The sequence below is a fragment of the Paenibacillus sp. MZ03-122A genome (genome assembly GCF_024213325.1).
Classification (GTDB): domain Bacteria; phylum Bacillota; class Bacilli; order Paenibacillales; family Paenibacillaceae; genus Paenibacillus; species Paenibacillus polymyxa_B.
Genome location: NZ_JANAVI010000021.1, coordinates 47,844 through 62,282 on the forward strand (window position 1 = coordinate 47,844; position 14,439 = coordinate 62,282).

Genomic DNA, 14,439 nt, shown 5'->3' on the forward strand with positions numbered 1-14,439 from the left:
AACGTGGTCCCACTCTGCTTCGAACATATCTGCTGCATAAAAAGCAGACAGTCCGTCTTTGGCGTCCTGTAACGGGAACGACTCGGCACGCCCTTGTCACATCAGCATTTGACGCTAATGAAAGTTCGGGCGCACGGCTCCCAGGCGCATTTCCTCCGCAGGTCATCTGGACGGCTCTCAGCCTGGAGTTTCCCCTCGACCGTCCTCTCTGGCAGATGCCCCTATGCAGTGTACTTCTCCTGTTCGCAGCCTTTACACGTAAATATCAATCCGTATCAATGGAGTCATTATAGCGAAAAGACAACAAATTGACAAGAAATATCAGCCTTTAATTTGTGCCTTGAGACGATCCAGTACCTTGTCACGTCCGAGCAAAAAGATGGTTTCATTCAGATCTCGTCCATGCGTTTGGCCTGTAAGAGCCACACGAATCGGCATGAATAGTTGTTTTCCCTTAAAACCCGTTTCCTTTTGAACTTCCTTGATCAGCTTAGCCATTTGTGGAGCTGTAAATTCCTCGCTCGTTTCAACTTTAACCGTAAAAGCTCTAAGTACCTCAGGAACCTGCTCTTCGGCCAATACAGCTGCTGCTTCAGCATCCAGTTCCAGATGTGAACGGAAAAACAACTCAGACAACGCTACAATATCGGATGCAGAAGTCATCTGTTCCTGGTATAAACGAACAAGGGCCTTAGCCCAATCCAGTTGTTCCGAAGACAGTTCAGTTGGCAACAGCCCCGCTGCCTGGAGATGTGGAATCGCCATACTGGCAATTCGCTCAGGATCAGCCTTTTTAATATAGTGATTGTTTAGGTAAGCAAGCTTATTTGTATCAAACACAGCTGGACTTTTGGACAAACGATTAGGATCGAAAATCGAAATCAGTTGTTCCCGATCATAGATCTCTTCTTCGCCTTCCGGGGACCAGCCCAGTAGTGCAATGAAGTTGAATATAGCTTCTGGTAAATAGCCCAACTTGTCATACTGCTCCATGAACTGAATAATGGATTCGTTACGCTTACTGAGCTTTTTGTGATCCTCGCCTACAATCAGCGTCATATGACCGAAGCGTGGCGGTTCCCAGCCGAGAGCTTCAAAAATCATCAACTGCCGCGGTGTATTGGAAACATGGTCTTCGCCCCGTAGTACATGCGATATTTTCATCAAATAATCATCAACCGCTACAGCGAAGTTATATGTCGGAATACCATCCTTTTTGACGATAACAAAATCGCCGCTTTCCTTGGAATTAAACGTAATTTGACCTTTAACGATATCGTCAAACGTATATTCACGATCTTCCGGTACGCGAAAACGAATACTTGGTACACGGCCCTCTGCTTCGAATGCCCGGCACTGTTCTTCTGTTAGATCACGATGCTTTCCAGAATAGCGTGGTGTCTCCCCACGTTCCGTCTGTTCTTCACGCTCGCGCTCCAGCTCCTCTTCAGTGCAGTAACAGCGATAAGCCAAACCACGATCCAGCAAATCCTGCCAGTACGTTTTATATATGTCCAAGCGTTCCGTCTGACGATAAGGTCCGAACTCGCCTCCCACGTCTACGCTCTCATCCCAGTCCATACCTAACCATTTCAAATATTTAAGTTGGCTTTCTTCTCCGCCCTCAATATTGCGCTTCACATCTGTGTCTTCAATACGAATAATAAATTTTCCACCTTGATTGCGAGCAAACAAATAATTAAATAATGCCGTTCTGGCATTTCCAATGTGCAGATGCCCTGTAGGGCTTGGTGCATAGCGTACACGAACTTCCGTGCTCATATAATCTCCTCCAAATTGAATTACTCAAGATGATAGCATTTACTTGATAAGACAGACAACCGATTGAGCCGCGATTCCTTCACCCCGTCCGGGAAACCCGAGTTGCTCTGTCGTGGTCGCCTTGACGTTCACCTGGGATAGCTCCTCTGCTTCCAAAGCCCGTGCAATGACTTCATTCATCTGCGGGATATACGATGCCATTTTGGGCTTTTGTGCGATAATCGTAGAATCAATATTCCCCAAGCGATATCCTCGCTCTTTAGCTAGCCCCCACACATGCTCCAGTAGCTTAAGACTGTCGGCATCCTTAAATTCTGGGTCATTATCCGGAAAATGCTTCCCGATGTCTCCCAAGCCAAGCGCGCCTAGGATAGCATCACTAATGGCATGCAGCAGCACGTCTGCATCGGAATGGCCCAACAAACCTTTTTCATACGGAATATTCACACCTCCGATGATGCATGGCCTTCCTTCCACCAGCTGGTGGACGTCAAATCCTTGTCCCACTCTGATCATTTGATATCCTCTCCCTCTGTTTTTACCCATAACGCCGCCATATCCAAATCCTCAGGCGTAGTAATTTTGATGTTCTTGTAGCTGCCTTGAACGACAGTAACCGGAATTCCTAGCCGCTCTATCAGCATAGAATCATCTGTTCCCAAGAATCCCGACTGCTCCGCTTCCTCATAGGCTCGCAGCAGATCGGAAAGACGAAAAGTCTGTGGCGTTTGAATACTCCACAGACTTCGGCGATCCGGCGTTGCTGTAATGATACCATCCCCGTTCACTTGCTTGACTGTATCCTTTACAGGTACTGCCGCTACAGAAGCACCAGTACGCTGGGCTGCCTCAAGGCATGAACGTACAAGCTCAGGTTGAATGAGTGGACGCACACCATCATGCACCATCACCCAATCCGCTTGTAAGTGGCGCAGACCGCGATAAACCGAATGCTGGCGTTCATTGCCACCAGCCACCACCCGTACATTTTTACCGATTTTGTATTGATGAATCCAATCACGGCAGCGTTCCACATCTCCTGTCCCAGTCACCATCACCATTTCATCCACTTCGGGCATAGCTGCGAATATTTCAAGTGTATGTATGAAGATGGGCTTGTCCCGCAAAAGCAGAAATTGCTTGCTCTCCTGCGTCCCCATACGGGAGCCGCGCCCTGCTGCCACAATGACAACTCCTACCCGATTGTTCATTCAAATAACTCCTGCCCTGATCGCTTTGGACGATCCGTATGATAACACATCTACTTCATCATACCGCGTTTATTGAGCTTTTTCCAATAATTTTGGTTTAGCAAAGATCATACGGCCGGCAGAGGTCTGAAGTACACTCGTGACCAGTACCTCCATCAGAGAGCCAATATAGTCACGTCCGCCTTCTACAACAATCATCGTGCCATCATCCAGATAGGCTACACCCTGCCCATGCTCCTTGCCGTCTTTAATAATCTGCACCATAATTTCCTCGCCGGGCAATACGACAGGCTTCACTGCATTCGCCAAATCGTTAATATTTAGCACCGATACACCTTGCAGTTCGCATACTTTATTCAGGTTAAAATCATTAGTTACAACTTTACCCTGCAACACCTTTGCCAGCTTGACCAGCTTACTGTCGACCTCTGAAATTTCCTCAAAATCACCTTCGTAAATGAGCACATTCACATCCAGCTCTTTTTGGATTTTATTCAAAATATCCAGACCCCGGCGTCCACGATTACGCTTAAGTAAATCTGATGAATCTGCAATATGCTGAAGCTCCTCCAGCACAAATTCAGGTATCACAATCGTTCCTTCAATAAAACCTGTCTTGCAAATATCTGCAATACGTCCATCTATAATGACGCTGGTGTCCAATATTTTATGTTCCTCCAGCTTGCGTTCTTCTACACCCGTTCCCCGACCAAAAAAACCAGAACTCCAAAAGGAAGACAGCTCGTCCCGCTTTTCTAGTCCAACCATCAATCCTACATATCCGCATATCACGGTAACAGCGGTCTGGATAAGTTGACCCGGGGCCCCCAACCATGAAAAAAGCGGATAAACTGCTAAGGAAAGCATCAATCCCACTGCTAAACCAATCACACCTGCCATCATCTCGTTCATCGGAATTCGTACCAAGCCTTCAATGCCCTGCTGCAATCGATTTGCCACGGATGCCCCTGCGAATGAACACCCAGCCATAAATAGCACTGCTCCCGCCATCATCCAAACAATCATTCCCGGTAAAGACCCATCACTCAACCATTGTGGCATCCACGATACAATGCCTCCTACCCGCTGGTATAACGTATAGCCAAACCATGCTCCGCACAATCCTGTAAAAGTTAAAATAGCCTTTCTCCACATTGAGTCTCTATACCTCCTTTATTTTCTTTGCATATAGTCTGCTGCTTGTTGGATACATAGCATTTCTCTTACCAGTATGATCCATTTCCCACATAACTAACCCTGTAATTTCACTTTTTATGCATAAAAAAAAGCATTTATCTCCCTAAAATGATTCAAGGAAATAAATGCTTATTCTTGTTCTTGCTTGATACTAGCGCTGTGAATGACGATATTGATCGTCCTGTTCTTCCTGACTGGAACGCTCCCGATCACGTCCACGTCTGCGTGACAGCTTACGAATGTTCAGCTTCATACCATACAATGCATACAGCACCAGCGGCACAAAAATCAGCTTCGACAGCTGGTCAGGGAATTTAACAGCCAACACCACCGCTGCAATTACGACCCATGGAGCAACCCAGATCGCTTTTTTCGGAAGGCCGACCTTTTTAAAATTCGGATATCTCATGGAGCTGACCATCAAATAAGAAACCAGCAACATGGCAATCGACATGTATAACAATGAAATATCGTTATGGAATAAGGACAAAGTGGCTAATACGCCACCTGCTGCCGGAATTGGCAACCCCGTAAAATAACCTGGTACACCAGGACGTACGTTAAATCGAGCCAAACGCAACGCTCCGCACATTGGGAAAATGGCAGTAACCGTCCAAGCGAGAGCCGAATTCGCATCATGAAAAGCAACCATGTACATAATAACTGCGGGAGCAACACCAAAAGATATCATATCTGATAAGGAGTCCAGTTCTTTACCGAATTCGCTTTGGGCATTCAGGACCCGGGCCATCCTACCATCCAGTCCGTCCAACAACATGGCGACAATAACCATAATAGCGGCAAGACTGTATTTTCCGTCTACAGCCAATAAAATGGCGATCATTCCGAGAAACAAGTTACCTAAGGTACACATGTTCGGAATTGATTTGGTAATCATCTCTTCACCTCAATGTATGAATTGTTCCATTATAATCCTTTCACTGTATTACATTTACATTTGCCTGTCAATGAAAACTTGTTCCTGCAAACGTTTAAGACCCTCTTTAATCGTACGCGCACGAACCTCTCCAATACCATCCACTTCATCCAATTCTTCTATCGTTGCTGTGATGACATGTGGAAAACGTCCAAACCGCTCCACCAGATTATGAATAATCACATTCGGCAAACGCGGTATCTTGTTCAGTACCCGGTAGCCACGTGCAGCAATATACTCCTCTGATGTCGCAGCTGAAGAAGGGTAGCCTAGTAAACGTACAATATGATTCACATCCAACAATTCATCGTCCGTAGAACGTTTGAGTCCCAATATAATTTCACGAATCTTCTCGTCGCTATCGTCTTTGGCATAATCCTTATACAGCAACCAAGCTTCTTCCTCAATGTTGCTGACAAGCTCTTCCATCTGCATACTAATCAGACGGCCCTCATTTCCGAGCTCGTTAATAAATCGTTTGATTTCCATTTTGATGCGCAGCACCATTTCGATCCGCTGGATGACATTAACGACTTCCGGCATGGTAACCAGCTCTTCAAATTCAGATGCTGTCAAATTCGTAGAGGCTTGCCCCAACACAGATCTATATTTTTCTAACGTCTGAATAGCCTGATTGGCTTTCGTTAGAATAACCCCGATTTCCTTAAGCGCATACCGTAATGTCCCCTGATACAAGGTAATAATATTACGCCGTTGGGAAATAGACACAACTAATTTTCCAGTCTGCTTTGCAACTCGTTCTGCTGTCCGGTGCCGAATTCCCGTCTCAATTGAAGAAATGGAGGAGTCCGGAATCAGTTGCGTATTGGCATATAAAATTCGTTTTAAATCCTCGCTCAATATGATTGCGCCGTCCATTTTAGCCAACTCATACAAATAGTTCGGTGAAAAATCACAATTGATGGAGAAACCGCCATCCACGACTTCCATAACTTCTGGGCTATAGCCAACGACCAGAAGAGCACCCGTTTTGGCACGCAAAACGTTTTCCAACCCGTCGCGAAAGGGAGTTCCCGGTGCCACAAGCCGCAGCAAATCGTTCATTTTATCCAGTTGGCTCGCTTCTTTCATTCTCAATGCCCCCTAATCTAATGCGGCTGCCAGTGCATCTGCCACCGTTCCTACTCCTATAATTTGTATCCCTTTCGGATGTGTCCAGCCCTTCAAGCTTTTCTCCGGCATGATCACCCGTTTGAAACCTAGTTTCTCCGCTTCTCGTACTCGCTGTTCTGCTCGGGATACCGCGCGCACCTCACCTGTCAGTCCCACCTCGCCAAAAATCACATCATATGGCTTTGTAGGAGCATCCCTAAAGCTGGAAGCAATACTCACAGCTATAGCCAAATCCACCGCCGGTTCATCCAACTTCACGCCTCCGGCTACGTTGAGATAAGCGTCCTGGTTTTGCAAAAACATGCCCATCCGCTTTTCTAGCACGGCTATGATTAATCCCATTCGATGATGGTCGACTCCTGTGCCCATTCGGCGTGGAGAGGGAAAATGTGTAGCTGCAATCAATGCTTGCAGTTCAACCAATACAGGTCGGGTTCCTTCCATACTGGCTACAACAGTAGAACCTGCCACACCCAGTGGTCGTTCAGACAGGAAAAGTTCAGAAGGATTCGACACCTCACGCAAACCGCTTTCAGCCATTTCAAAAATACCAATTTCATTTGTAGAACCGAAACGATTTTTAACTGCACGCAAAAGCCGATACGTATGATGACGCTCTCCTTCAAAATAAAGTACACAATCAACCATATGCTCCAACAAACGCGGACCTGCAATGGCCCCTTCCTTGGTCACATGTCCTACCAATACCGTAGCAATACCTAGCCCCTTGGCAATTCGCATAAAGCGTGAAGTACACTCCCGCACCTGAGCCACACTTCCTGGTGCACTCGTCACCTCAGGCAAATATACAGTCTGTATCGAGTCGATGACCAAAAACTCCGGCTTCAAGCTGTCCACCGCTTCTTCAATCGTCTCCAAATTCGTCTCACATAATACGTATAGGCTGGGGGACAAGGCACCGAGCCGATCTGCACGGAGTTTCGTTTGACGGACAGATTCCTCACCAGACACGTACAGCACCTTTAAACCAGTTAAAGCCAGTTCATTAGATGTTTGCAGCATGAGCGTAGATTTACCGATTCCCGGATCACCGCCCACCAAAACGAGTGAACCCGGCACCACACCTCCACCGAGTACTCGATTCAATTCGCCAATTCCCGTCAAAATTCGTGTTTCTTTGCCACTCTCCACCTCTATAATAGGGAGTGGCTTGTCTTTTGTGCTATGAGTAAGAAGGGAAGACCCCATTCCTTGAGTTTTTACAACGCTTTCCGTTTCTTCGACCATGGAATTCCATGCCTGGCATCCAGGACATTTTCCGTACCATTTGGGCGATTCATAACCACATTCCGTACAGGAAAATTTAGTTTTCACTTTAGCCATACTTTGTTCCCTGGCTCCTTATTGACGACGATGATGTCAAATTTATGTTCATACAGCCCAGAAAGAGCTGTAACAATAAAAGTTTACCATTGAAGCTTGGCGGACGTAAAGCAATATCACAAACTTTCCCAAAGCATTTACCCAACCTTTTCACCGTGTTTTATACACAAAAAGGGTGTCTTCGCAATAGCTTTCCAGCTTGCGAGACACCCTTTTCTACTATTTATTTAGTAAACTGCTTTAGGACTTGGCAGATACATTATCCTTTTTGGTTACAGTCAATGCACCGTTCTCCTCATCAATGAAGAGAGAGTCACCTTTAGTAATGTTGCCAGTCAACAGTTCCTCGGACAGGCGATCTTCAATATGCTTCTGGATTGCACGACGCAAAGGACGCGCACCATACGCTGGATCAAAGCCTTCCTTGGCAAGGAATTTTTTAGCATTGTCTGTCAACTCGAAGTCCACCTCATACTCATTCAGGCGCTTACGCAGCTCCTCGGACATGAGTGATACAATTTCGGCAATATGTTTTTCTTCGAGAGAATGGAAAACGATAATTTCATCAATCCGGTTCAAGAACTCAGGACGGAAGCTTTTCTTCAGTTCATCCATCACTTTGCCCTTCATATTATCGTAATCCGCTCCAGCGTCCACTACAGCTGTAAAACCAAGCGTGGAGTTACGTTTAATCGCCTGTGCACCAACATTAGATGTTAGGATGATGAGTGTATTACGGAAATCAACGACACGACCTTTGGAATCTGTCAGACGCCCATCTTCCAGCACTTGCAGAAGAATATTGAATACTTCTGGGTGTGCTTTTTCAATTTCATCCAGCAACACAACAGAGTATGGCTTACGACGTACCTTCTCAGTCAGTTGACCGCCTTCTTCATATCCAACGTACCCTGGAGGCGCTCCTACCAGACGGGACGTGGAGTGTTTCTCCATATATTCAGACATATCAATACGGATAACCGCATTTTCATCTCCAAACATGGATTCAGCCAAGGCGCGTGCCAGCTCTGTTTTACCAACCCCAGTTGGACCGAGGAAAATAAAGGAACCAATTGGACGCTTCGGATCTTTCAGTCCGGCACGTGCCCGGCGAATCGCCCGGCTTACTGCCTTAACTGCTTCATCCTGTCCAATTACCCGCTCATGCAGCAACTCTTCCATATTCAACAAGCGGTGTGTTTCTTCCTCTTTCAGCTTGCTGACTGGAACACCTGTCCAGATTGCAACGACTTGAGCGATATCCTCTGGGGTAACTTCGGAATCTGTACGACCCTGTTGTTCTTTCCATTGGTTTTTCGTCACGTCTAACTCTTCACGGATTTTTTGCTCTGTATCACGCAGCGCTGCCGCTTTTTCAAACTCCTGACTTTGTACCGCTGAATCCTTTTCCTTACGGATATCTTCCAGACGGTTTTCCAGCTGTTTCAGGTTTGGCGGTACAGTGTAAGAATTCAGCCTTACTTTGGAGCCCGCCTCATCAATAAGGTCAATAGCCTTATCTGGCAGGAAGCGGTCGGTGATATAACGATCTGACAATTTTACGGCCGCTTCAATAGCCTCATCTGTGATCTTTACACGGTGATGCGCTTCGTAACGGTCACGCAGACCATACAAGATTTGAATCGCCTCTTCTGGAGAAGGTTGATCCACTGTAATTGGTTGAAAACGACGCTCCAAAGCAGCATCTTTCTCAATATATTTGCGGTATTCATCCAGCGTGGTCGCACCGATGCATTGCAGCTCGCCACGTGCCAGAGCAGGTTTCAGGATGTTGGACGCATCAATTGCGCCTTCTGCTCCACCAGCACCAATCAGCGTATGCAGCTCATCAATGAACAACACGATATTACCCGCTTGACGAATCTCGTCCATAATTTTTTTCAAACGATCCTCGAATTCACCACGATACTTGGTGCCTGCTACCACAGAACCCATATCCAGTGTCATTACGCGCTTGTCGCGCAACGTTTCGGGAATCTCATTCGCTATGATTTTTTGGGCCAATCCTTCGGCAATCGCCGTTTTACCTACCCCAGGCTCACCAATCAGAACCGGATTGTTCTTTGTACGGCGGCTGAGCACCTGAATTACGCGTTCGATTTCCTTGCTACGCCCAATAACAGGGTCCAGGTTGTTTTCCTTCGCAGATGCCGTCAGATCGCGTGCCAGACTGTCCAGAGTTGGCGTGCTGACATTAGCTGGAGCACCGTGATGGCTGGAAACAGCCTCGCTGCTACCGAGTAATTGAAGCACTTGCTGACGCGCTTTGTTCAGGCTAATGCCCAGGTTATTCAGTACACGTGCTGCTACGCCTTCGCCTTCACGAATAAGACCAAGCAAAATATGTTCTGTACCTACATAGGTATGGCCCAGTTTGCGGGCTTCATCCATAGACAGTTCGATGACTTTTTTGGCGCGTGGAGTATAGGCAATGTTCGTCGGTTGCTCTTGACCGCGTCCAATCAGCGTTTCCACTTCATCCTGGATTTTTTCCAGTCCCAGTCCTAAACCGATTAAGGCTTTCGCTGCTATTCCTTCACCTTCACGAATGAGGCCTAGCAAAATGTGCTCTGTGCCAATGTTGTTGTGTCCCAATCGAACAGCTTCTTCCTGAGCCAAAGCAAGCACTTTCTGTGCACGTTCCGTAAATCTTCCAAACATCATATATCCTGCACCTCCACAGTGTGTATTTCAGATCATTCTATATATTAAAGGGTTGTGCCTAATTTTTGCCGGATCAGCTTCGCCCGGTACATATCGCGCTCTTCGGTATTCATTTTATCCCCAAAGCTTTTTTGCAGGAACCCGGGTTGTGTCATCACATTCAGCTCATTCATCGCTGCGGTGGAAGGACGCTCCAAAATTCCTAAATCTACGCCAAGACGCACATCGGACAGCCGCTGTGCAGCCTCCTTGGAATCCAATACTGCTGCATATGACAAAATACCGAATGAACGCATCACCCGATCTGTAATTCGCAGCATAGATTCATTCATTAGCCGTTCTCTGGCAGAACGTTCGTGCTCAATAATTTGTAGCACCACGCCATGTAGATTCTCTATAATTTCCGCTTCGGTTTGTCCCAGTGTAATCTGATTAGATACCTGAAACAAATTTCCGACAGCTTCGCTGCCTTCACCGTAAATGCCGCGAACCGTAAGACCTACCTGTGAAACAGCAGACAATATACGATTGATTTGATGAGTCATGACTAATGCGGGCAAATGCATCATCACCGAAGCTCTCATACCTGTGCCGACATTCGTCGGACAACTGGTCAGAAAACCTCTCCGATCATCAAATGCATAATCAACATGCGCTTCAAATGCATCATCAATAACCATAGCGCGTTCCCAAGCTTCTCTAACCTGACATCCCGGATATAAGCACTGGATACGCAGATGATCCTCTTCGTTTATCATAACACTAACCGATTCATCATCGCTAATTAAAACAGCACCGTTACGGGATTCGTTCGCCAAATTAGGACTAATCAAATGCTTCTCAACCAGCACCCGCTTGTCGATCTCATCCAACTCGGATATTTTCAACGTATGAAAAGTACCAAAACCACCTAAATCATCATACTGAAGGATATCCGTTAAGCGTTGAAGTACTTCTTCCGACTGCTGATTGGTAGCAAGCATGGGAAAAGGCAGATGCTGCAAGTTACGCGCAATTCTCACCCGGCTGCTAATGACAATCTCTGAATCCGCAGCATCACCACGCATCCAGTCACTTAGCGGCTTCTCCGTAAACCGAATATTGGGCATTACGCATCCCTCCTACTCTTCACAAACTTTACTCTTCAGTCATTTCTTTTTCAAGCTCTCTGATTTGATCCCTAAGCTCAGCAGCTGATTCAAATTCTTCCTGTACAATATGCTGTTGCATCTCTTTTTTCAAATCGTCAATTTGCCGTTTAACCTTCAGGCGACCTCCAGTGCGAACCGGAACTTTACCAACATGATTCGTACTGCCATGCACACGCTTGAACAGAGGGTCCAGACGACTATCAAAGTATTGATAGCACGACGGGCATCCGAAACGTCCCAGCTTACTAAACTGTGCATAGGTCATGCCACAATCCTTGCATTGCAGGTTTTGCGGACCACTGTGGCCTGGAGACTGGCTCTTTGTACTGGAGTCAAAATCCAGCATCCCCGACAACAAGCTATGAATCGAAAAGCCGTTAGGTGTTCCAGGGATCATCTCCCCTTTTTCCTTGGCACACGTCTCACAAATATGAAACTCTGTCTTTTCGCCATTCACAATTTTGGTGAAATGCAAAGTTGCCGGCCGCATATTACATTCTTGGCACAGCATAAAAGCACCTCCTTTAATGTCAGGATTTATACCAATCCCTACATCCAAACGTTAGTCTCTATTCACAAACTATTTGGTCGCCAGCAACGAGATCAGCATAGCCTTAAGCAATCTTGCTCGCAGTTGATCACGATAGGGAAGCTTCAGTAATAATGTATCCCTCGATAAGGCAGCCTTCATTAGATTAGCTTCCCTTTTGCTTAAAAAATGGGCCTCCTCTAACTGATAAATCAGTCCTTCTGCTGCCGATTGGCTTATTTCCTCCCCGATGCTCTGATGAAGATGTGTATGGATGGCATGCTGTGCAGGCAGCTGAATTCGCTGAATACGAATGTAGCCCCCGCCACCGCGTTTACTTTCCACCACATAGCCTTTTTCCAGCGTAAACCGGGTGCTAATTACATAATTAATTTGCGACGGCACGCAGGAAAAGCGGTCAGCCAGATCATTGCGCTGAATCTCCACTAAACCTTGGGGACTTTCCAGCAATATACTCTTTAAATATTGTTCAATAATATCGGAAACATTGCGCATTTCATCATCCTCCACTAACGGAAACGCAAGTATTCAAGTACATTTCACGTTCCACAGAGTCCGCCGTATATTGAACTTAACCAAACGGTAAAGTCACGAATCTAAGCTGTATTCAGGCTGTTGCCTATTCTACACTCATTGGAATTGTACCGTTTTGTCTCTAGTGTGGCCTTTATTTGCGATTAGTCATACACTTCTCTTATTTTCATAAAAGGCAGTTCCTAACTATACGCAAATCATTTCGATCCTCGTTTGCTTCTTTGCTATCAAAATTACTTTATACGGCCCACCAAAATACTTCTACAGAATCTCAGGAGGTTTGATTGACTTTGACTTTCTTTGACTATATTCATATTATAGCACATTATTCATTTTTGCCAAGGGGTCAATACCATTTTTCGCAATCTAATTATGTTTTATACAATACCATAAAAAACTCTTCCCAATTACAGAAAGAGTTTTGAAAATTATAATAATCACACATATTCCCTGAAAAACGGAACATAAGAAGATCTAAATGGGCCTTTATCAGAAAAAATCTAATAAAAACGTTTGTTTTACTGGTATTACACGTTTAAGCGCAGACACAGATTCACTGCCCCCTTCAATACGCCCCCACTTATACAGATCATCAGCCTGCTGGTAGCCAAGCATCAGAGTCGTCAGTGACTGAATCCCAAGTTTCAAGTCAGATACCATAGCGTTTTCAGATGAATTGCTTGTATCCACTCTCACCAGATGACCTTTCCCTTCCGTAGTAATTGTTAATCTCCATACTCCTTCATTCCATGGTGCATACCGATCAGTCAGATTTAAGGTTAAACGTGTTACCTCTCCAACCTGCTCAAAAGGGTATCTTTCTACAAAAGCAGCTGCATCCACAATACGGCCCATAAAATAAGGCACGGTCTCCTGTTGAATTCGCGGATCATCAAGTAAAAATGGCAGATTGTCATCTGCTGGAACGTAAATAAATTTACCATGGGTTATCATGGAGTCATGATTTGCAAAATAAGTCCATAAAGCCTGACGGGCCGTCTCATTTTCATAAACCAACTCATCACAATTCAACTGTTTATCTTCAATTTTGTACAGTGCATATCCCTGAGGATCGCCTGTTTCTGAGTAATATACCGCAGTTCGATAGTTCTCATTTAAAATCCGCTCTTGCCACCATTCCTTATCTCGTACCAGCGTGCCATTATAACGAGATGCAAACGCTTGATACACTTGGTCCAGTGCTAAAATATCTTTGACATCGCGTTTGACTGTACCTTCTGTTTTAAGTTTTGCAGGGAATTTATCAATGGGAATGACGTACTTTTTGTATTCAATATACGTTTCCCATCCAAATTTACGATAGAAGGCAAAGGAGAAGGGATGCAGAAAAGAAAGGCTTTGTCCCGCAGACTTCATCTCTTCAAGCGCATGCGTCAACAAACGTGAAACCATGCCTCCGCGACGCTTTTCTGGCCATGTTGCCACACCAGCAATGCCTCCCATATCAAAAACCTGACCGTTTATGTATACCTGTAGCGGTAACAAAGTCAGTTTAGCATTCAAGTCATGTCCGTCGAATATTCCCCATGTTTGCTCAGGTTTGAATTTCTTCTTGGATTTTTCCAAGTCTTCCTGGGACATTGTAAACTGAAAAGCATATTGGGATAATTCAATAGCCGCTTCAAATTCCTTACGTTGTAATTGTCTGATCTCCATAACTTCGTCACCTCGCTTGTATACTTGGGCATCCATAAAAAGATTACACACTTAGAGTGTGGCAAACCCCATTCTCTCTGTCAACCTTAGAAACAGGTGGTCATCTAAAAACGCACAAAAAAAGGATGATAATCTCATTGAGATTATCATCCTTTTCACTTTTGCTTGGCGACGTCCTACTCTCCCAGGACCCTGCGGTCCAAGTACCATCGGCGCTGGAGGGCTTAACGGTCGTGT

Annotated in this window: 12 protein-coding genes and 1 rRNA gene; all 13 read right to left on the reverse strand. The window is 45.6% G+C overall.

What is annotated here, in order from left to right; genetic code table 11:
• Positions 1 to 321: 321 nt before the first annotated feature.
• On the reverse strand, positions 322 to 1,782 hold the full coding sequence (gltX, locus tag NLX74_RS24465) for a glutamate--tRNA ligase (protein WP_254330786.1): 1,461 nt from the start codon (positions 1,780 to 1,782) through the stop codon (positions 322 to 324).
• Between the two features lie 39 nt (positions 1,783 to 1,821).
• Complete coding sequence (ispF, locus tag NLX74_RS24470; protein WP_025723806.1) at positions 1,822 to 2,298, reverse strand: 2-C-methyl-D-erythritol 2,4-cyclodiphosphate synthase; 477 nt, start codon at positions 2,296 to 2,298, stop codon at positions 1,822 to 1,824.
• Positions 2,295 to 2,993, reverse strand: coding sequence for a 2-C-methyl-D-erythritol 4-phosphate cytidylyltransferase (gene ispD / locus NLX74_RS24475; RefSeq protein ID WP_061831389.1), 699 nt, complete (start codon positions 2,991 to 2,993; stop codon positions 2,295 to 2,297). Before ispD ends, ispF begins: the two co-directional genes overlap by 4 nt.
• 69 nt (positions 2,994 to 3,062) lie before the next feature.
• Entirely contained in the window at positions 3,063 to 4,148 is a 1,086-nt protein-coding gene (locus NLX74_RS24480; RefSeq protein ID WP_254330788.1) for a PIN/TRAM domain-containing protein, read from the reverse strand.
• Between the two features lie 193 nt (positions 4,149 to 4,341).
• Positions 4,342 to 5,088 carry a CDP-diacylglycerol--serine O-phosphatidyltransferase gene (gene pssA / locus NLX74_RS24485; protein WP_025723803.1) on the reverse strand — a complete coding sequence of 249 codons (747 nt, stop codon included), beginning with the start codon at positions 5,086 to 5,088 and terminating at the stop codon, positions 4,342 to 4,344.
• Positions 5,089 to 5,142: 54 nt separating this feature from the next.
• Entirely contained in the window at positions 5,143 to 6,219 is a 1,077-nt protein-coding gene (gene disA / locus NLX74_RS24490; protein WP_013312183.1) for a DNA integrity scanning diadenylate cyclase DisA, read from the reverse strand.
• Positions 6,220 to 6,231: 12 nt separating this feature from the next.
• Positions 6,232 to 7,605, reverse strand: coding sequence for a DNA repair protein RadA (gene radA / locus NLX74_RS24495; RefSeq protein WP_013312184.1), 1,374 nt, complete (start codon positions 7,603 to 7,605; stop codon positions 6,232 to 6,234).
• Between the two features lie 240 nt (positions 7,606 to 7,845).
• Positions 7,846 to 10,290, reverse strand: coding sequence for an ATP-dependent protease ATP-binding subunit ClpC (gene clpC, locus NLX74_RS24500; RefSeq protein ID WP_023990572.1), 2,445 nt, complete (start codon positions 10,288 to 10,290; stop codon positions 7,846 to 7,848).
• Between the two features lie 44 nt (positions 10,291 to 10,334).
• Entirely contained in the window at positions 10,335 to 11,399 is a 1,065-nt protein-coding gene (mcsB, locus tag NLX74_RS24505) for a protein-arginine kinase McsB (RefSeq protein WP_254330789.1), read from the reverse strand.
• A 28-nt stretch (positions 11,400 to 11,427) separates the two neighbouring features.
• Entirely contained in the window at positions 11,428 to 11,952 is a 525-nt protein-coding gene (mcsA, locus tag NLX74_RS24510) for a protein-arginine kinase activator protein McsA (RefSeq protein WP_023990574.1), read from the reverse strand.
• Between the two features lie 69 nt (positions 11,953 to 12,021).
• Positions 12,022 to 12,486 carry a CtsR family transcriptional regulator gene (locus tag NLX74_RS24515; RefSeq protein WP_013312188.1) on the reverse strand — a complete coding sequence of 155 codons (465 nt, stop codon included), beginning with the start codon at positions 12,484 to 12,486 and terminating at the stop codon, positions 12,022 to 12,024.
• 528 nt (positions 12,487 to 13,014) lie between these two features.
• Entirely contained in the window at positions 13,015 to 14,202 is a 1,188-nt protein-coding gene (locus tag NLX74_RS24520) for a GNAT family N-acetyltransferase (protein WP_254330791.1), read from the reverse strand.
• A gap of 163 nt (positions 14,203 to 14,365) precedes the next feature.
• Positions 14,366 to 14,439: ribosomal RNA gene (rrf, locus tag NLX74_RS26080) — 5S ribosomal RNA — on the reverse strand; the annotation flags it as partial.

Coding starts and splice junctions, on each gene's coding strand:
- gltX (WP_254330786.1), bottom strand. CDS start 1,782: ATGAGCACGGAAGTTCGTGTACGCTATGCACCAAGCCCTACAGGGCAT.
- ispF (WP_025723806.1), bottom strand. CDS start 2,298: ATGATCAGAGTGGGACAAGGATTTGACGTCCACCAGCTGGTGGAAGGA.
- ispD (WP_061831389.1), bottom strand. CDS start 2,993: ATGAACAATCGGGTAGGAGTTGTCATTGTGGCAGCAGGGCGCGGCTCC.
- NLX74_RS24480 (WP_254330788.1), bottom strand. CDS start 4,148: ATGTGGAGAAAGGCTATTTTAACTTTTACAGGATTGTGCGGAGCATGG.
- pssA (WP_025723803.1), bottom strand. CDS start 5,088: ATGATTACCAAATCAATTCCGAACATGTGTACCTTAGGTAACTTGTTT.
- disA (WP_013312183.1), bottom strand. CDS start 6,219: ATGAAAGAAGCGAGCCAACTGGATAAAATGAACGATTTGCTGCGGCTT.
- radA (WP_013312184.1), bottom strand. CDS start 7,605: ATGGCTAAAGTGAAAACTAAATTTTCCTGTACGGAATGTGGTTATGAA.
- clpC (WP_023990572.1), bottom strand. CDS start 10,290: ATGATGTTTGGAAGATTTACGGAACGTGCACAGAAAGTGCTTGCTTTG.
- mcsB (WP_254330789.1), bottom strand. CDS start 11,399: ATGCCCAATATTCGGTTTACGGAGAAGCCGCTAAGTGACTGGATGCGT.
- mcsA (WP_023990574.1), bottom strand. CDS start 11,952: ATGCTGTGCCAAGAATGTAATATGCGGCCGGCAACTTTGCATTTCACC.
- NLX74_RS24515 (WP_013312188.1), bottom strand. CDS start 12,486: ATGCGCAATGTTTCCGATATTATTGAACAATATTTAAAGAGTATATTG.
- NLX74_RS24520 (WP_254330791.1), bottom strand. CDS start 14,202: ATGGAGATCAGACAATTACAACGTAAGGAATTTGAAGCGGCTATTGAA.